Below are 17,659 nucleotides of genomic sequence, written 5' to 3'. Positions count from 1 at the left end.
ACTCGGCCCCCACATGCGGCGAAACTCGCGTACCCGGGGTTCGCGCGGGCTCATTCACCCCGGGTACGCGGGTTTCGCCAATTCGATGGATCCAAACGGCGCGCTGCTACGTCCAATTCGATATGCCACTTCCGTTTCTCGGCGCCGATGCGGTGGCCAGTGGACTGCTCACCCGCGAGCAACTGCGATATCGATACCGGCCGGTGTTCCGGGGCGCCTACCTGCCGAAGGATCACCGGCCGACGTTGTTCGAGAGGATCGCCGCGGCGCGACTGGTGGTCCCGAAGGCCGTTATCGCGGGATCCGCGGCCGCCGCGCTCCACGGCGCGAAATGGGTCGACGATGACGTGCGCATCGACCTGATCGGGCGGTGCCGGCCACAGCGAGGGCTCAAGGGGCGCGAGGAGACGCTGCGCGCGGACGAGATCACGACGGTGCGCGGCATTCCGGTGACGACGCCCGCGCGCACGGCCTTCGACCTGGGCCGGCGGCTCCCTCGGAACGCCGCCATTGCGCGGATCGACGCCTTGATGAACGCCTCGCCGTTCTCGATCGAGGACGTCATGCTGCTGACCAAGGTGCACCGGGGTGCGCGCGGGCTGGTCGACCTTCGCAAGGTGCTGCCGCACGTGGACGGGGGAGCCGAGTCGCCGAAGGAGACCTGGCTGCGCATGCTGTTCGTCGACGCCGGATTACCCAGGCCCAAAACGCAATTCGTGGTGTACACCGCCGACGGGCGCTATATCAAGCGCCTGGACATGGTCTGGGAAGAATACAAGGTCGGTGCCGAGTACGACGGCGAACAGCATCTGAACGACCGCACCGTGTACGCCCGCGATGTGTGGGTCGGCCGCGAATTACAGCGACTGCGGTGGCATCTGATCCGCGCCATCAGGGAGGACGACGGCGACGACCTCGTCGCGCATGCCCGGGCGGTGCTGCTGTCCCGCGGCTGGAATGGCCGTCCGTAACGGCGAAACTCGCGTACCCGGGGTTCGCGCGGGCTCCTGAACCCCGGGTACGCGAGTTTCGCCAACGGCGTGCCAAGGGTCTAGGCCACCGGCTCCTTGCCCCACGGCGTCAGCCACGGCGTGGGCTCCCAGTCCTCCAGCCCGGCCAGCAGTTCATACAGCGTCGCGCCGTCGATGCTCTCGCGGATGATGTCACCCTGACCGGCGTGCCGGGCCAGCTCCTCGATCATGTGGAAGATCACCCAGCGCACCGACCACGCCCCGATGTCCTTCGGGAACCACGGCACGCCCGGCGGAACCGGCACGGCCGCACCGAGATCGGACTCCTCGATGAGTCGGATGGTCTCGGCGTTCTGCTCGTCGAACTTGGCCAGGATCTCGGCCAGCGTCTCGTCCTCGCCCATGACGAACTCGTCGCCGTAATCGGCGGCCTGCTCCTCCATCGGCCGCTTATCGCTCTCGGTGAGATCCGGCGCCGCGGCCACCCGCTCCATCCAGCCGGCCTGACAGAGCGTGACGTGCTTGATCAGGCCGCCGATCGACAGCGAGCTGACGCTCGGCGCACTGCGCGCCTGCTCATCGGTCAACCCGAAGGCGATCGCCTTGAAGGCGTATTGCTGGGCGGCGACGTACTCCTTGAGTCCGGCGCGTTCGTCGGCGATGGGCGGGGGCATTGCGGACATGTCAGTTCTCCTTCTCGGTGTGGGTGTAAAGATCTCGGATGAGGCAGATTTCGGCGCCGTGGTGGATGACCTCACGGTTGATGTGCAATATCAATGTCGCCATCGGATGGTCGGCGTAGGGTCCCTCGGCGGGTCCGCACGGCCGCTGCAGATCCGCGTCGGACAACCCGCGAACACCGGCGGTCCAGCGCGCCTTCTCGTCGTCGAGTTGGCGCAGCGCGGTCGCGGCATCGGTGGCGTAGGGCCAGTTCTCGTAGGAGGCCTCCGGGCCGCCGAAATGGGAGTGGCTGCGCATCGCCAGCACGCCGATGATGACGTGGGCCATCCGCCACGCGATCGTCGTGAACGGCGCCGGCTGCGGTTCCGGATATTCGAAGTCCACTCCGCCGTCGGGGTGCACCGTCCAGCAGTCGGGCACCGGTTGCCAGAAGTACTCGTCGTCGGTGAGGCCTTCGAGCCTCGGCCGCAGCAGGTGGTCCCAGTGGAAGTCCAGCTGGTCGGCCAGTAGTTCGGTGAGCATGGGTCAAGATTGTCACCTATATAGGACAGTTTCGGTCCTATGAGTGCGCGAGGATATCGACATGAGTACTGCCCGGGTTCTGCAGCTGCTCGGCCTGCTGCAATCGCGCCGCGTCTGGACCTCCGAAGAACTCGCCGACCGACTCGAGGTCACCACGCGCAGCGTGCGCCGCGATATCGACCGCCTCCGCGACCTGGGCTATCCCGTGCACGCCAGCAAGGGCCACGGCGGCGGCTATCAACTGGGCGCCGGCGCCGCGCTGCCGCCGCTGCTGCTGGATCCCGACGAGGCCGTCGCGATGGCCGTCTGCCTGCGGCTGGCCGCCGGCGGCAGCGTGGCCGGGGTCGGCGAATCGGCGCTGCGCGCGCTGTCCAAGCTCGACCAGGTCATGCCGTCGCGGCTGCGCTCCCAGGTGGCCGCCGTGCACGACACCACCGTGACGCTCACCCCGACCAACCGGGACGTGCCGGTCGATCCCGAGGTGCTGATGACGCTGGCCCGGGCCTGCCGCGACCACGAGCACGTCAGCTGCGGCTACACCGACATCCGCGGCAACGCCACCCAGCGCCGACTGGAGCCCTATCAGCTGGTCACCACCGGGCGGCGCTGGTACCTGCTCGGCTTCGACCGCGACAAACAGGACTGGCGCAGCCTGCGGCTGGACCGGATGGACGACGTCCGCGCCCAGGGCAGCACCTTCACGCCGCGCCCGGCCCCGGACGCCGCGGAGTACGTGCAGCGCGCCATCAGCAGCTCGCCGTACCGCTATATCGCCCGGGTGCGCTACTTCGCGGCCAAAGCGACTGTGGCGCAGACCTTCTCGTCTGCTTCGGTGCACATCGAGGAGGAGGGGCCGGACAGCTGCATCCTGACCACCGGGGCCGACGACGCCGCGGTGATGGCGCTGTACCTGGCGGTGCCGGGCTGCGACTTCGAGGTGCTGGAACCGCGGGAGGTGGCCGACGCGGTGCGGACCGCCGCCGAGCGGCTGCAGCGGGCGGCGGCCCGATGACCGGCGAAACCCCCGTACCGGGGGTGGGAATGCCGCCGCGGACCCCGGGTACGCGAGTTTCGCCGGATATTGGGGGCCCGCGAACGTAGGGTGCCTCCATGCGTGTGACCGCTGCGGAGTCGACGGAACTGTTCGTCGGACCACCGGATGCACCGCTGCAGTTGGTCCGCGCCCACTACGCCGGGTGCACCGTGCCCACCCCGGTCCGCGTCAGCGGATACGGCATCCACGGCGAGGCCGTCGCCCAACCCGGTGACGCCGTCGTCGAGGTGCCGGTCTACGTCGACGATCCCGTCCCCGGGCAGCGCCGCGACGCCCGCATCGGGGACACCACCTTCTGGTTCGTCGTCGCCGAACCCGGCTGGACCATGTACATGATCAGCCATTTCCACTACGACCCGGTCTGGTGGAACACCCAGGCGGCCTACACCAGCGCCTGGACCGAGGACCCGCCCGGGGCCTGCCGGCAGACCAACGGATTCGACCTCGTCACCGCACACCTGGAAATGGCGCGGCGGGTTCCCGAATACAAGTTCGTGCTCGCCGAGGTCGACTACCTCAAACCGTTCTGGGACACCCATCCCGAGGAACGCGACGACCTGCGCCGGTTCATCGCCGAGGGTCGCGTCGAGATCATGGGCGGCACCTACAACGAACCCAACACCAACCTGACCAGTCCCGAGACGGCCATTCGGAACTTTGTGCACGGCATCGGTTTTCAGCGCGACGTGCTCGGCGGCGCGCCCTCGACGGCCTGGCAGCTCGACGTCTTCGGCCACGATCCGCAGTTTCCCGGCATGGCCGCCGATGCCGGGCTGACGTCGAGTTCCTGGGCGCGCGGCCCGCACCATCAGTGGGGCCCGATGGCCGACAAGGGTGACCCGGCCCGCATGCAGTTCGCCAGCGAATTCGACTGGACCGCCCCGTCCGGGCGCGCACTGCTGACCCATTACATGCCCGCCCACTACGCCGCCGGGTGGTGGATGGACTCGGCGCCGACGTTGGCCGACGCGCAGGCACAGACCTTCGCCCTGTTCGCCGACCTCAAGAAGGTCGCCCTGACCCGCAACGTGCTGCTGCCCGTCGGCACCGACTACACCCCACCGAACAAGTGGGTCACCGAGATCCACCGCGACTGGAACGCCCGCTACACCTGGCCGCGGTTCGTCTGCGCGCTGCCGAAGGAATTCTTCGCCGCCGTCCGCGCCGAACTGGACGCGACGGGCCGCCGGGCGTCGGTGCAGACCCGCGACATGAACCCGATCTACACCGGCAAGGATGTCTCCTATATCGACACCAAACAGGCCAACCGGGCCGCCGAGAACGCGGTGCTGCAGGCCGAACGCTTCGCGGTATTCGCCGGAATCCTGGGCGGCGCAACCTATCCGCAGGCCGCCCTGGCCAAGGCTTGGGTGCAACTGGCCTACGGGGCGCACCACGACGCGATCACCGGGTCGGAATCCGATCAGGTGTACCTGGATCTGCTGACCGGGTGGCGCGATGCCTGGGAGATCGGCCGCGCGACCCGTGACAACGCGCTTCGGCTGCTCAGCGGCGCCGTCGACGCACCGTTGGTGGTATGGAACCCGCTGGCGCACAACCGAACCGATATCGTCACCGCCGAGCTGGAACACGGCTTCACCGGCGTGGTGTGCGATCTGGACGGCACGCCGCTGCCCACGCTGATCGAGGATCACACCGTGACCTGGCTGGCCGAAGGCGTCGGATCGCTGGGTTGGCAGGGCTATTCGCTCGACGAGGACGAACGCGGATCACGCTGGGAAGCGCACGACGGGACGAGCATCGGCACCGACCGCTACACGGTGACCGTCGACCCGGCCCGCGGCGGCGCGGTGTGCTCGTTGATCGACGACGGTCGCGAACTCATCGCCGACGGCCGGGTCGGCAACGAACTCGCCGTCTACGACGAGTACAGCGCCCATCCCGAAGCCGGTGAGGGTCCGTGGCATCTGCTGCCGCGCGGACCGGTGGTTTGCTCGTCGGATCACCCTGCGGACGTCGCAGTCTGGCGCTGCGCGCTGGGCGAGCGCATCGTGGTGACCGGGCGTATCGACGATGTGCTGAGTTACACCCAGACCATCACCGTGTGGCACGGGGTCGATCGCGTCGAATGCCGCACGTTCATCGACGAATTCAGCGGCGCCGACAAGCTGCTGCGGCTGCGCTGGCCGTGCCCGGTGCCCGGCGCCATGCCGGTCAGTGAGGTCGGTGACGCGGTGATCGGTCGCGGCTTCGGGCTGTTCCACGACGGCGATGACGCGGTGGACGCGGCGGTGCACCCCCACACCCTGGACAACCCCGCCTACGGCTGGTTCGGGCTGTCGGCGACGCTGCGGGTGCGCATCGGGGTGGGTACCCGCGCGGTTGCGGTGGCCGAGGTGGTCAGTCCCGATGAGCATTTCGACGCCCGCGACGTGATGGTGGCTCTGGTTCGGGCCGGTGTCACCGCGACCTGCACGATCGCCGGGCGGGCTCGCTACGGTGACCTGTCGGTGGACTCCAACCTGCCCGACGCCCGCATCGCCGTCGGTGGCCCCGACGAAAACGCCTTCACCGCTGCGGTATTGGAGTCATCGCCGGAGCACCGTGCCGAGTTCGACCGCCAACTCGCGGCCACCGGTACGGCCCGGGTCTGGGTGCCGGCCGCGGCACCGCTGAGCCAGGAGTGGGTGCCCGGGGCTGATCTGCGGGGCCTGCGCACGCTGCCGGTACTCATTGTCGCGGGCGGTCTGCAGGCGCTGGTGGACGATATCGCCGACGCCGAGATCCCGGTGGCGCAACAGGCACCGGCCGGGCTGGAACCGTTCGAGCCGACCACCGTGGCGCTGCTCAACCGCGGGGTGCCCGGATTCGCGGTCGAACCCGACGGCACGCTGCACACCTCGCTGATGCGCTCGTGCACGGGATGGCCGTCGGGCACCTGGATCGATCCGCCGCGGCGCACCGCGCCCGACGGGTCCAACTTCGGCCTGCAGCACTGGACGCACACCTTCGACTACGCGCTGACCGGCGGCCCGGGGGATTGGCGTGACTGTGAACTTCCGCGTCGCAGCAGCGAATTCGGACATCCACTGGTGGCGGTCCTGAACGCCCGGCGCGGCAGCGATGACCTGCCCGGACACGGCGCCCTGCTCGACGTCGACGCCGCCGGTGTCCAACTCGGGGCGCTCAAGGCCGCGGGTAACCCCATCGCGGCCGGCAGCGTGGCCGCCGTGACCCCGTCGGCGGTGGCGCTGCGACTGGTCGAGACCCACGGCCGCGAGACTCCGTTCGTGGTGCGCTCGGGCCTGTGCGCGGTGTCCGGGCTACGCCAGGCCGACCTGTTGGAGAAGGACACCGGCCCCGCGGCCGACACCCTGCACGGCTACCAGATCGCCACCGTGCTGGCACACCTGGACGCCGTGCAGATCCTCGACGCCGACAACGAGTCGATAGGCCCGGAAGCCGAAGTGGCGCAACCGGTGTACGCCCGCTACTGGCTGCACAACCGTGGCCCGGCACCGCTGGGTGGGTTGCCCGCCGTCGCGCATCTGCACCCGCAGCAGGTGCGCGCCGAACCCGGGACACCGGTGCGGCTGCGGCTGACCGGCGCCAGCGACTGCACCGACGCGGCGGTGCGGGGGCGGGTCCGGCTGATCTGCCCGCCCCAGTGGTCCGCCGAGCCCGACGAGATGACGTTCGTGCTGCCGCCGGGGGAGTACCTGGACGCCGAGATCGCCGTCGACGTGCCCGCCGCCGCCGTACCGGGGCTGTACCCGGTGCGCGCCGAACTGGCCGTCACCGGCGGCCGCGGATTGCCGGCGTGCTGGCGCCAGGTCGTCGAGGACGTCTGCACCGTGCAGGTCGGCCAGCCCGCCGGGGCCGAACTGCTGCGCCTGATCGCCGGTCCGTCCGAGGTGGCGGTGCGTCGTGGCGGCCGAACCCGACTGCACGTCACGATCGGCACCGATGCACATGCCGACCTGGCCGTGGAGGCGCATCTGATCAGCCCGTGGGGGACCTGGGAATGGTTGGGGCCTGCGGTGATCGGCGCCGAACTGCCCGCCGCGGGCATGGTGACGCTGGACTTCGATGTGGCGCCGCCGGAATGGGTGACGCCGGGCCGGTGGTGGGCGCTGGTGCGGGTGGCATGCGCCGGCCGGCTGGTCTACTCGCCGGCGGTATCGGTGGTGGTCACGTGAACGCCGCCCTGGTCGCCGGTGTGCCGGTGACCGTCGCCGAGGTCGACGAACGCGAAAGGCAGTTGCGGGAGGGTCGTTCGGCGGCCGCGCTGCCCCGGCCGGGCACCAGCGAGGGGCGTCAGCTGCGCCGCTGGTTGACGCAGTTGCTGGTGGCCGAACGCGTCGTCGCGCTGGAAAGTGCTGACGGTCAACATATCCCGGCCGTCGAGGAGGTGCTACCTGATATGACGGCACGCCTGGAGATCGGCAGCATCGCCGCGGCCGTGCTGGGTACCGTCGCGGGCCGGGCGGCCTACGCCGCCGTCACCGCTGGGGTGGACGTCACCGATATCGAGATCGCCGACTACCACCGCCGCAACCCGGGGCGGTTCGCATCGCGCCGGTCGATGGTGTTGCCTTTGGACGAGGCGTATCTGTTGATCGCCGAGCATCTGCGGTCGGCGGCGCAGCGGCGGGTGTTTCGGCAATGGTTGGATGCCCGGTGCGCCGAACTCGTCGAACTGGCCCCCGGCTACGAGCATCCCGGCGACCCCCGCCAACCCGACAACACCCATAGGCACTGATGAGTGTCCTGGCAGTCGATATCGGCGGCACCAAGATCGCCGCAGCGCTGGTCGACGACGGGGTGCTGACGCACCGCACCGAGGTACCCACACCGCGGACGTCGGCCGAGGACGCCTGGGCCGCGACCGCGCGCCTGATCACCGACACCCTGTCCGGCGGCGAGGTCGAGGCGGTCGGCATCTCCTCGGCCGGTCCGGTGGACCTGGCCGCCGGCGCCATCAGTCCGGTCAACATCGCGGTGTGGCGTGGCTTCCCGATCGTCGAGCGGGTCGCGGAGCTGACCGGCCTGCCGGTCCGCCTCGGCGGCGACGGGTTGTGCATGGCCCTGGGTGAACACCGGTTCGGCGCCGGCCGCGGCGCGCAGTTCGTGCTCGGCATGGTGGTGTCCACCGGTATCGGTGGGGGACTGGTGCTCGACGGTGCCCCCTATGACGGACGCACCGGCAACGCCGGGCACGTCGGGCACACCGTGGTCGAACTCGACGGCCAGAAGTGCCCGTGCGGGGGCCGCGGTTGTGTGGAGACGGTGGCCTCCGGCCCGTCGATGACGCGGTGGGCGCAAGGCCAGGGCTGGACCGGGACCGATGCCAAACAGCTCGCGGCGGCGGCAGCCGTAGGCGACCCGGTGGCGGTCGAGGCGTTCCGGCGGGCCGCGACGGCGGTGGCCGCGATGATCGCGTCGACGGCCGCGGTGTGCGACCTGGACCTGGCGGTGATCGGCGGCGGGGTGTCCCGTGCCGGTGCCGTGCTGTTCGACCCGCTGCGGGCGGCGCTGGCCGAGTTCGCCGGGCTGACCTTCATCCGCGACCTGCGGGTGCTGCCGGCCGAGCTGGGGTCGGATGCCGGGTTGGTCGGCGCGGGGGTGCTGGCCGCCGGCCGCAGCCTTCGTTTTGGCTGATCGGTGGTCGGCAGGCTATTCTTGCCGGGTTCCACCGAAGACCGTCGGTCACCGAGCAATCGGTTGAAGGTCCGGGATTGTCCCGGCGGCCCACGCAGGAGGACGAGGTAGAAGCATTCTTGCGCGCCCCGACCTGTCTGCGTCGGGGCGCTCGTCATTTCCGGCCCCTCATGTTGGTGGACATCCCAACCATTACGAGGAGGCAAGCATGGCCAAAGCTGACAAGGCCACCGCGGTCGCCGACATCGCCGAGAAGTTCAAGGAGGCGACGGCCACCGTCGTCACCGAGTACCGCGGCCTGACGGTGTCCAACCTTGCCGAGCTGCGCAGGTCACTGGGTGAGGGCACGACCTACACCGTCGCCAAGAACACCCTGGTGAAGCGTGCGGCGACCGAAGCCGGCATCGAGGGTCTCGACGACCTCTTCGCCGGCCCGACCGCCATCGCGTTCATCAACGGCGAGCCCGTGGACGCCGCAAAGGCGATCAAGAAATTCGCCAAGGACAACAAGGCCCTGGTCGTCAAGGGCGGCTACATGGACGGGAAGGCTCTTTCCGTCGATGAGGTCAACCGCATCGCCGATCTGGAATCGCGCGAGGTTCTGCTGTCCAAGCTGGCCGGTGCCCTGAAGGCGAAGCAGTCCCAGGCCGCGGCGCTGTTCGTGGCGCCCGCGTCCCAGGTCGCCCGCCTGGCCGCAGCTCTGCAAGAGAAGAAGGCCGGCGAAGAACCCGCCGCCTGACAAACCACCACCACACCGAAGTAGATAAGGAATCACCATGGCAAAGCTGTCCACCGACGAACTGCTCGACGCGTTCAAGGAAATGACCCTGCTGGAGCTCTCTGAGTTCGTGAAGCAGTTCGAGGAGACCTTCGACGTCACCGCCGCTGCCCCGGTCGCCGTGGCCGCGGGCCCGGCCGCCGGTGGCGCGCCGGCCGAGGCTGCCGAAGAGCAGTCCGAGTTCGACGTCATCCTCGAGGGTGCCGGCGACAAGAAGATCGGCGTCATCAAGGTCGTCCGCGAGATCGTCTCCGGCCTGGGCCTGAAGGAAGCCAAGGACCTGGTCGACGGCGCTCCCAAGCCGCTGCTGGAGAAGGTCAACAAGGAGGCCGCCGACGACGCCAAGGCCAAGCTCGAGGCCGCCGGCGCGACGGTCACCGTCAAGTAGTTCACTCGCATTGCGGGCCGGGTCGATCTTCGACCCGGCCCGCAGTCGTTTCCGGGTTCGGCAGTGCTGCCGTTCGTCGTTGCTGAAAAACCCGGTAGGTTACAGTGACTCAAGCCACAGGCGCTCCTGGCAGGTGGCACGGGCGGGGCTGCAAGCGGAAGGAACACATATGGGCGTCCAAATCGACGTGTCCAACCTGAGTAAGTCGTTCGGGTCGTCGAAGATCTGGGAAGACGTCACGATGTCGATTCCCGCGGGTGAGGTCAGCGTGCTGCTGGGCCCCTCGGGTACGGGTAAGTCGGTGTTCCTGAAGTCGCTGATCGGGTTGCTGCGCCCCGAGCGTGGCTCGATCGTGATCGACGGCACCAACATCCTGGAGTGCTCGGCCAAGGAGCTCTACGAGATCCGCACGCTGTTCGGGGTGCTGTTCCAGGACGGCGCGCTGTTCGGCTCGATGAACATCTATGACAACACCGCCTTTCCGTTGCGTGAGCACACGAAGAAGAGCGAGTCCGAGATCCGCAACATCGTGATGGAAAAGCTCGAGCTCGTCGGTATGCCCAATGACGGGCACAAGTTCCCCGGTGAGATCTCCGGCGGTATGCGCAAGCGTGCCGGCCTGGCGCGGGCGCTGGTGTTGGACCCGCAGATCATCCTGTGCGACGAGCCGGACTCCGGTCTGGACCCGGTGCGTACCGCGTACCTCAGCCAGTTGCTGATCGACATCAACGCCCAGATCGATGCGACGGTGCTGATCGTGACGCACAACATCAACATCGCCCGGACGGTGCCGGACAACATCGGCATGCTGTTCCGCAAGCAGTTGGTGATGTTCGGTCCGCGTGAGGTGTTGTTGACCTCGGAGGAGCCGGTGGTCAAGCAGTTCCTCAACGGTCGTCGTATCGGTCCGATCGGTATGTCGGAGGAGAAGGACGAGGCGACCGCGGCGGCGGAGCAGGCGATGTTGGATGCCGGTCAGCATGACGGTGGTGTGGAGGAGATCGAGGGTGTGCCGCCGCAGTTGACGGCGACTCCGGGTATGCCCGAGCGTCAGGGTGTGGCGCGTCGGCAGGCGCGGGTGCGCGAGATCCTGCACACGCTGCCCCCGGCCGCGCAGGAAGCCATCCGCGACGACCTCGACGGCACCCACAAGTACGCCGTGCACGAGCCCGGCCATGTGCCCCGCCAGCACCACGAGGACGACGCACCCACGCAGTCGATCCCGGTGTCCAACCAGTAATCAGAACAACTCCGGCGACGCGCGAGACCCGATACGGGTCTCGCGCGTTGTTGTTTCTACGGGTGGCTCGATCGCAATGTCGGCCTGACAGCGCCGCTGTGTCATATATGGCGACAACGGCGCTGACAGCCCGACATTGCGGACACCAAACGACCGCATTCGCTCCTAACTTGGCCGTCATGACCAACCGATCACACACGCCCTTGCTTTCGGAACCGGATGTTCGGCGCTACCGGCGGGATGGCTTCATCGCTGTCCCAGGTGTGCTGTCCGCAACGGAAGTCGACGAGTTCCGCGCGGTCTCCGAAAGCATGCTCGATGACCACGAAACCATCCCCTGGTGGGGCGACGCCGGTGCGGTGATGGACTGGGTGCCGGGTGCCGACCGATCGAATCCGGCCATGAGGCGACTTGCCCTACATCCCGCTGTCACCGCGATCGCCGAGCAGCTGGCCGGCCGTCCCATGCGCATGTTCAGACGGAACTGCTGCGCAAGATCGCCGGCGGCCCGGCAACACCGCTGGACGTCGACCAGCCGCCTTCCCCCTGGACGGCGCGCCGGTGACCCTGACGGCATGGGTCGCACTCACCGATGTGCCGGCTGAGCAAGGATGCCTGCAATTCCTGACCGCGTCACACGAGGAACATGGTGCGCCGATCGACGGCGATCTGCTGGACGCGCGGCCTGAACTGCGGTGGCGTCCCCGCGTCAGCGTTCCGTTGCGAGCCGGCGATTGCACATTCCACCATTGCTGGCTGGTGCACGGCGCGGGACCAAACCTCACCGATCATGTGCGGCTGTCGCTGGCGACGGTCTACGTCGACGCGGCGTCCCGCTATCGGCCCGACCCCGAGATGCCGTACCAAGATCCCGTTCCCAACCACGAGCCCGAGCAACCGCTGGACGATCGTGCGTACCCGCGGATCGGAGGCCGGGCCGATGTCTGACTCGACCGACACCCGCGGTGGCGCCGCAGTCCCTGCGGGCTCGAACACCGTCAATCCCTTCATCTTTGCGGAGTCGGCGATCGATCTGATCGACTTCCTGATCGCGGTGCTGGACGCGCGCGACGTTCCGGAAGCTCGCACCCTCGACGACGACGGCCTCATTCTGCACGCTGAGCTCCGCGTCGGTGACTCGCTGGTGACCATCGCCGATCGCAAACCCGGGTGGCCGTTCACGCCGGCCTTCGTCCGGGCCTACGTGTCAGATGCGGAAGCGACCATTCGACGCGCAGAGGCGCACGGGGGCGTGATCGTCACCCGGCCCACAGAATTCTTCGGCGACGTTTTGGCCCGGTTCGTCGATCCGGCCGGGAACCTCTGGTGGATCTACGAGCACATCCCCGCAGATTCTGAGCCCGTCGCCGCCTCCGATGAGGCATGGGGTGCGGACGCCGACTGGCACGCGTTCAGCACGCCTGAACTCGACTACATCCACCGCACACTCATGCAGGCGATGGACATGCTGAGTGCACGGGCTCAAGCGCGTTGAGCATGGCGCGCAACAGCCCGACAAGTGCCTCGCGATCGTCGTCGCCGACGTCCACGGTGTAGGCGACATCGGAAGGTAGCCAGGACAATCCGTAGATCGTGTCCTGCAGGCCGGCGCCGCCGACCGGCCAGCGGGTGCGGCCATGCCCGTCGGGGCGTGCGCCCTGCGACCACGCACCGAATCGGGCGCGAAACGAATCGACCGGCAGGTCGATGACCGCCTCGGCTTGCTCGGCTCCCGGGCTGTAGGCACGTCCGACGGTGATCATCTCGTCGACCTGCTCCGCAGTCAGCGTCCGGGGTGTGAAGCGCACGCTGGTGTGCTGCACATCGCTGAGGCGGTCGACGCGGAAGGTCCGCCAGTCATCGCGCTGGATGTCCCAGCAGATGAGGTACCACGCGCTGCCGGCGGGCACGAGGATGTGCGGTTCTGCATGACGGGCTGCCGACGAACCGGAATCGGGCTGGTACCGGAACCGCACCCGCTCGTGGTCCCGGCTTGCCAGGGCCAGGTCGTGAGCACCCCCATCGACGTCTCCCGTCGCTGCAGACCGCTGTGCCGAACGGAGGAGCCCACGGCATTGACACGCTGACCCACGGCCGGAGGAAGAACTTGTTCGAGTTTGGCAAGCGCGGACAAGGCTGTCTCGGAGGCGCGCGTCGGTTGACCGGTAGCGATGAGCCGAAGGCCCACCGCCATCGCGATCGCGTCGTCGTCCGTGAGTACCAGGGGAGGCAGCGTTCCTCCGGCCGCGAGCCGGTATCCACCGAGCACTCCGGGTGCCGACTCGATGCGATACCCGAGATCGCGCAACCGTTCGATGTCGCGGCGGACCGTGCGCACCGTCACGTGCAACCGATCTGCCAATTCGGATGCCGGCCAGTGCCGGTGTGACTGGAGTAGGTCGAGCAGAGCCAGAGCACGGGCGGTGGTGTCGGACATGGTGCGAGTGTGCCGTCAATCGAGGACAGCTATTGTCCGTGGACTTTCGACCGGTTGATGCAGCGGTTGATGCGGGTGACCCTGATCCTCGGCGAGTTCACCGGCAACTGCGCCACCGAACCGCCGCAGATCAGAAACTCCACAGCCGACACGGCCTTATCTCTTGACGAAGGGAGGCAAACGGGCCAGTCTGTTGGGCAGCAATGTGTGATGGGTTGAGAACTGACGGGTCGCCAGCCAGCGCTCGATCGACCCTCCACACACGGTGGTTGAGGAATGTGCCGTCTTGCGCTATCGTTGGACGTTGCGCTGGCTGCATCCTGCCCACCCTTCACTGCACCTGAGTTCGTGACCTAGCCTGAGCCCTGCTCAGCGATCTAGACGCGTGCCATGGCTCGGAGAGGATCCGGGCTTGAGAGCCAGCCGTACCGATGCAGATATAGCTGGAAGGGTGCATCTTGGCAGTCTCGAGCCAGAGCAAGTCAGATTCCACTAATAGCTCCGTTCCGGGAGCGCCCAATCGTATTTCCTTCGCCAAGCTCCGCGAGCCTCTCGAGGTTCCGGGGCTGCTCGACGTTCAGACCGACTCGTTCGAGTGGCTGGTCGGTTCGGACAAGTGGCGCAGCAAGGCAGTCGATCGCGGCGATGTGAACCCGGTCGGCGGCCTGGAAGAGGTTCTTGCCGAACTGTCCCCGATCGAGGACTTCTCCGGCTCGATGTCGCTGAGCTTCTCGGACCCGCGCTTCGACGAGGTCAAGGCGCCGGTCGACGAGTGCAAAGACAAGGACATGACGTACGCGGCCCCGCTGTTCGTCACGGCCGAGTTCATCAACAACAACACCGGCGAGATCAAGAGCCAGACGGTCTTCATGGGTGACTTCCCGATGATGACCGAGAAGGGCACCTTCATCATCAACGGCACCGAGCGTGTCGTGGTGAGCCAGCTGGTGCGCTCGCCGGGCGTGTACTTCGACTCGTCGATCGACAAGACCACCGAGAAGGACCTGCACAGCGTCAAGGTCATCCCGGGCCGCGGTGCGTGGCTGGAGTTCGACGTCGACAAGCGCGACACCGTCGGTGTGCGCATCGACCGCAAGCGCCGTCAGCCGGTCACCGTGCTGCTGAAGGCCCTCGGCTGGACCAACGAGCAGATCACCGAGCGCTTCGGCTTCTCCGAGATCATGATGAGCACGCTGGAGAAGGACAACACCGCAGGTACCGACGAGGCGCTGCTGGACATCTACCGCAAGCTGCGCCCGGGCGAGCCGCCGACCAAGGAGTCGGCGCAGACCCTGCTGGAGAACCTGTTCTTCAAGGACAAGCGCTACGACCTGGCCCGCGTCGGTCGCTACAAGGTGAACAAGAAGCTCGGCCTCAACGCCGGCGAGCCGATCACCAACTCGACGCTGACCGAAGAGGACGTCGTCGCCACCATCGAGTACCTGGTGCGTCTGCACCAGGGCGACAAGGTGATGACCGCGCCCGGTGGCGTCGAGGTGCCCGTCGAGGTCGACGACATCGACCACTTCGGCAACCGTCGTCTGCGCACCGTGGGTGAGCTGATCCAGAACCAGATCCGGGTCGGTCTGTCCCGCATGGAGCGTGTCGTGCGCGAGCGCATGACCACCCAGGACGTCGAGGCGATCACCCCGCAGACCCTGATCAACATCCGTCCCGTCGTGGCGGCGATCAAGGAGTTCTTCGGCACCAGCCAGCTGTCGCAGTTCATGGATCAGAACAACCCGCTGTCGGGCCTGACCCACAAGCGTCGTCTGTCGGCGCTGGGCCCCGGCGGTCTGTCCCGTGAGCGCGCCGGCCTCGAGGTCCGCGACGTGCACGCCAGCCACTACGGCCGGATGTGCCCGATCGAGACCCCTGAGGGTCCGAACATCGGTCTGATCGGTTCGCTGTCGGTGTACGCCCGGGTCAACCCGTTCGGCTTCATCGAGACCCCGTACCGCAAGGTCGTCGACGGTGTCGTCACCGACCAGATCGACTACCTGACCGCCGACGAGGAGGACCGCCACATCGTGGCGCAGGCCAACTCGCCGGTCGACGGCTCCGGCCATTTCGTCGAGGACCGCATCCTGGTCCGCCGTAAGGGCGGCGAGGTCGAGTTCGTCTCCGCCAACGACGTGGATTACATGGACGTCTCGCCGCGCCAGATGGTGTCGGTCGCGACCGCGATGATCCCGTTCCTGGAGCACGACGACGCCAACCGTGCCCTGATGGGTGCCAACATGCAGCGCCAGGCCGTTCCGCTGGTGCGCAGCGAGGCCCCGCTGGTCGGCACCGGTATGGAGCTGCGCGCCGCGATCGACGCCGGTGACGTGGTCGTCGCCGACAAGACCGGTGTCATCGAAGAGGTCTCGGCCGACTACATCACCGTGATGGCCGACGACGGCTCGCGTCAGACCTACCGGATGCGCAAGTTCGCCCGGTCCAACCACGGCACCTGCGCCAACCAGCGCCCGATCGTGGACACCGGACAGCGTGTGGAGGCCGGCCAGGTCCTCGCCGACGGCCCCTGCACCGAGAACGGTGAGATGGCCCTGGGCAAGAACCTGCTGGTCGCGGTCATGCCGTGGGAGGGTCACAACTACGAGGACGCGATCATCCTCTCCAACCGTCTGGTGGAAGAGGACGTGCTCACCTCGATTCACATCGAAGAGCACGAGATCGATGCCCGCGACACCAAGCTGGGCGCCGAGGAGATCACCCGGGACATCCCGAACGTCTCCGATGAGGTGCTGGCCGATCTCGACGAGCGCGGCATCATCCGCATCGGCGCCGAGGTCCGCGACGGCGACATCCTGGTCGGCAAGGTCACCCCGAAGGGTGAGACCGAGCTGACCCCCGAGGAGCGCCTGCTGCGTGCCATCTTCGGTGAGAAGGCCCGCGAGGTCCGCGACACGTCGCTGAAGGTGCCCCACGGTGAGTCCGGCAAGGTCATCGGCATCCGCGTGTTCTCCCGCGAGGATGATGACGAGCTGCCCGCCGGCGTCAACGAGCTGGTCCGCGTCTACGTGGCCCAGAAGCGCAAGATCTCCGACGGCGACAAGCTCGCCGGACGCCACGGCAACAAGGGCGTCATCGGCAAGATCCTGCCGGTCGAGGACATGCCGTTCATGCCGGACGGCACCCCGGTCGACATCATCCTGAACACCCACGGTGTGCCGCGTCGTATGAACATCGGCCAGATCCTGGAAACCCACCTCGGGTGGGTGGCCAAGGCCGGCTGGAACATCGAGGGCAACCCGGAGTGGGCGGCCAACCTGCCCGAGGGCATGAAGTCGGCCCCGGCCGACTCCATCGTGGCCACCCCGGTGTTCGACGGTGCGCAGGAGGGCGAGCTGCAGGGTCTGCTGGGCGCCACGCTGCCCAACCGCGACGGCGAGGTCATGGTCAACGCCGACGGTAAGGCCGAGCTGTTCGACGGTCGGTCCGGTGAGCCGTTCCCGTACCCGGTGACGGTCGGCTACATGTACATCCTGAAGCTGCACCACCTGGTCGACGACAAGATCCACGCCCGTTCGACCGGTCCGTACTCGATGATCACCCAGCAGCCGCTCGGTGGTAAGGCGCAGTTCGGTGGTCAGCGTTTCGGCGAGATGGAATGTTGGGCCATGCAGGCCTACGGCGCGGCGTACACGCTGCAGGAGCTGCTCACCATCAAGTCCGACGACACGGTGGGTCGCGTCAAGGTGTACGAGGCGATCGTCAAGGGCGAGAACATCCCCGAGCCGGGTATCCCGGAGTCGTTCAAGGTGCTTCTCAAGGAGCTGCAGTCGCTCTGCCTGAACGTCGAGGTGCTGTCTTCTGACGGCGCGGCGATCGAGATGCGTGACGGTGACGACGAGGACCTGGAGCGTGCCGCTGCCAACCTCGGTATCAACCTGTCGCGCAACGAATCTGCGTCCGTTGAGGACTTGGCCTAATAGTTACTAAACCCGCAAGGGGAAAGGG

15 protein-coding genes and 1 pseudogene are annotated in these 17,659 nt (G+C 67.6%); 12 read left to right on the top strand and 4 right to left on the bottom strand.

Annotation, left to right across the window (positions count from 1 at the left end; genetic code table 11):
- The first annotated feature begins 122 nt into the window (after positions 1 to 122).
- Positions 123 to 971 carry a hypothetical protein gene (locus ACWDUN_RS17930; RefSeq protein ID WP_449930933.1) on the top strand — a complete coding sequence of 283 codons (849 nt, stop codon included), beginning with the start codon at positions 123 to 125 and terminating at the stop codon, positions 969 to 971.
- Between the two features lie 80 nt (positions 972 to 1,051).
- On the opposite strand, the gene ACWDUN_RS17925 is transcribed toward ACWDUN_RS17930, so the two are convergent.
- Both ACWDUN_RS17925 and ACWDUN_RS17920 read right to left on the bottom strand, forming a co-directional pair.
- Positions 1,052 to 1,654, bottom strand: coding sequence for a DinB family protein (locus ACWDUN_RS17925; RefSeq protein WP_449930931.1), 603 nt, complete (start codon positions 1,652 to 1,654; stop codon positions 1,052 to 1,054).
- A gap of 1 nt (position 1,655) precedes the next feature.
- On the bottom strand, positions 1,656 to 2,174 hold the full coding sequence (locus tag ACWDUN_RS17920) for a DinB family protein (RefSeq protein WP_449930929.1): 519 nt from the start codon (positions 2,172 to 2,174) through the stop codon (positions 1,656 to 1,658).
- Between the two features lie 61 nt (positions 2,175 to 2,235).
- On the opposite strand from ACWDUN_RS17920, the gene ACWDUN_RS17915 reads away from it, so the two are divergent.
- From ACWDUN_RS17915 to ACWDUN_RS17875, 9 genes are all read left to right on the top strand, one after another.
- A complete protein-coding gene (locus ACWDUN_RS17915) occupies positions 2,236 to 3,186 on the top strand; it encodes a helix-turn-helix transcriptional regulator (RefSeq protein ID WP_449930927.1) in 951 nt (316 codons plus the stop codon).
- Positions 3,187 to 3,284: 98 nt separating this feature from the next.
- On the top strand, positions 3,285 to 7,388 hold the full coding sequence (locus ACWDUN_RS17910; RefSeq protein WP_449930925.1) for a glycoside hydrolase family 38 N-terminal domain-containing protein: 4,104 nt from the start codon (positions 3,285 to 3,287) through the stop codon (positions 7,386 to 7,388).
- Entirely contained in the window at positions 7,337 to 7,951 is a 615-nt protein-coding gene (locus tag ACWDUN_RS17905; protein WP_449930923.1) for a DUF7158 domain-containing protein, read from the top strand. The genes ACWDUN_RS17910 and ACWDUN_RS17905 overlap by 52 nt, the downstream gene beginning before the upstream one ends.
- Positions 7,951 to 8,850, top strand: a complete 900-nt coding sequence (locus tag ACWDUN_RS17900) for an ROK family protein (protein ID WP_449930921.1) — start codon at positions 7,951 to 7,953, stop codon at positions 8,848 to 8,850. The genes ACWDUN_RS17905 and ACWDUN_RS17900 overlap by 1 nt, the downstream gene beginning before the upstream one ends.
- A gap of 208 nt (positions 8,851 to 9,058) precedes the next feature.
- Entirely contained in the window at positions 9,059 to 9,589 is a 531-nt protein-coding gene (gene rplJ / locus ACWDUN_RS17895; protein WP_449930919.1) for a 50S ribosomal protein L10, read from the top strand.
- Between the two features lie 37 nt (positions 9,590 to 9,626).
- On the top strand, positions 9,627 to 10,016 hold the full coding sequence (gene rplL, locus ACWDUN_RS17890; protein ID WP_449930917.1) for a 50S ribosomal protein L7/L12: 390 nt from the start codon (positions 9,627 to 9,629) through the stop codon (positions 10,014 to 10,016).
- A gap of 169 nt (positions 10,017 to 10,185) precedes the next feature.
- Positions 10,186 to 11,256 (top strand): ABC transporter ATP-binding protein, encoded by a 1,071-nt coding sequence (locus ACWDUN_RS17885; RefSeq protein WP_449930915.1) that lies wholly within the window; start codon positions 10,186 to 10,188, stop codon positions 11,254 to 11,256.
- A 561-nt stretch (positions 11,257 to 11,817) separates the two neighbouring features.
- Positions 11,818 to 12,204 (top strand): phytanoyl-CoA dioxygenase family protein, encoded by a 387-nt coding sequence (locus tag ACWDUN_RS17880; protein ID WP_449930913.1) that lies wholly within the window; start codon positions 11,818 to 11,820, stop codon positions 12,202 to 12,204.
- On the top strand, positions 12,197 to 12,751 hold the full coding sequence (locus ACWDUN_RS17875) for a VOC family protein (protein ID WP_449930911.1): 555 nt from the start codon (positions 12,197 to 12,199) through the stop codon (positions 12,749 to 12,751). Before ACWDUN_RS17880 ends, ACWDUN_RS17875 begins: the two co-directional genes overlap by 8 nt.
- Here ACWDUN_RS17875 and ACWDUN_RS17870 read toward each other — a convergent pair.
- Together ACWDUN_RS17870 and ACWDUN_RS17865 are read right to left on the bottom strand one after the other, a co-directional pair.
- Positions 12,705 to 13,256: a helix-turn-helix transcriptional regulator gene (locus ACWDUN_RS17870; RefSeq protein WP_449931155.1), complete on the bottom strand. Its 552-nt coding sequence runs from the start codon at positions 13,254 to 13,256 to the stop codon at positions 12,705 to 12,707. The genes ACWDUN_RS17875 and ACWDUN_RS17870 overlap by 47 nt on opposite strands.
- Positions 13,257 to 13,519: 263 nt before the next feature.
- Positions 13,520 to 13,693: pseudogene (locus ACWDUN_RS17865) on the bottom strand (helix-turn-helix domain-containing protein); the annotation flags it as partial.
- Between the two features lie 9 nt (positions 13,694 to 13,702).
- Between ACWDUN_RS17865 and ACWDUN_RS17860 the strand changes: the two are divergent.
- Positions 13,703 to 13,912 (top strand): hypothetical protein, encoded by a 210-nt coding sequence (locus ACWDUN_RS17860; protein ID WP_449930909.1) that lies wholly within the window; start codon positions 13,703 to 13,705, stop codon positions 13,910 to 13,912.
- Positions 13,913 to 14,136: 224 nt separating this feature from the next.
- Positions 14,137 to 17,631, top strand: coding sequence for a DNA-directed RNA polymerase subunit beta (gene rpoB, locus ACWDUN_RS17855; RefSeq protein ID WP_449931153.1), 3,495 nt, complete (start codon positions 14,137 to 14,139; stop codon positions 17,629 to 17,631).
- Positions 17,632 to 17,659 lie beyond the last annotated feature (28 nt).

Source organism: Mycobacterium sp. NPDC003323 (assembly GCF_053589535.1).
Note: the sequence above shows the minus strand (reverse complement) of the source record. Positions and strands in the feature narration are given on the sequence as shown.

What these genes read in the sequence shown, in the direction of transcription:
- ACWDUN_RS17930 (WP_449930933.1), top strand. Translation starts at nt 123, where the DNA reads ATGCCACTTCCGTTTCTCGGCGCCGATGCGGTGGCCAGTGGACTGCTC.
- ACWDUN_RS17885 (WP_449930915.1), top strand. Translation starts at nt 10,186, where the DNA reads ATGGGCGTCCAAATCGACGTGTCCAACCTGAGTAAGTCGTTCGGGTCG.
- ACWDUN_RS17910 (WP_449930925.1), top strand. Translation starts at nt 3,285, where the DNA reads ATGCGTGTGACCGCTGCGGAGTCGACGGAACTGTTCGTCGGACCACCG.
- rplL (WP_449930917.1), top strand. Translation starts at nt 9,627, where the DNA reads ATGGCAAAGCTGTCCACCGACGAACTGCTCGACGCGTTCAAGGAAATG.
- ACWDUN_RS17920 (WP_449930929.1), bottom strand. Translation starts at nt 2,174, where the DNA reads ATGCTCACCGAACTACTGGCCGACCAGCTGGACTTCCACTGGGACCAC.
- ACWDUN_RS17915 (WP_449930927.1), top strand. Translation starts at nt 2,236, where the DNA reads ATGAGTACTGCCCGGGTTCTGCAGCTGCTCGGCCTGCTGCAATCGCGC.
- ACWDUN_RS17905 (WP_449930923.1), top strand. Translation starts at nt 7,337, where the DNA reads ATGCGCCGGCCGGCTGGTCTACTCGCCGGCGGTATCGGTGGTGGTCAC.
- ACWDUN_RS17900 (WP_449930921.1), top strand. Translation starts at nt 7,951, where the DNA reads ATGAGTGTCCTGGCAGTCGATATCGGCGGCACCAAGATCGCCGCAGCG.
- ACWDUN_RS17925 (WP_449930931.1), bottom strand. Translation starts at nt 1,654, where the DNA reads ATGTCCGCAATGCCCCCGCCCATCGCCGACGAACGCGCCGGACTCAAG.
- rplJ (WP_449930919.1), top strand. Translation starts at nt 9,059, where the DNA reads ATGGCCAAAGCTGACAAGGCCACCGCGGTCGCCGACATCGCCGAGAAG.
- ACWDUN_RS17875 (WP_449930911.1), top strand. Translation starts at nt 12,197, where the DNA reads ATGTCTGACTCGACCGACACCCGCGGTGGCGCCGCAGTCCCTGCGGGC.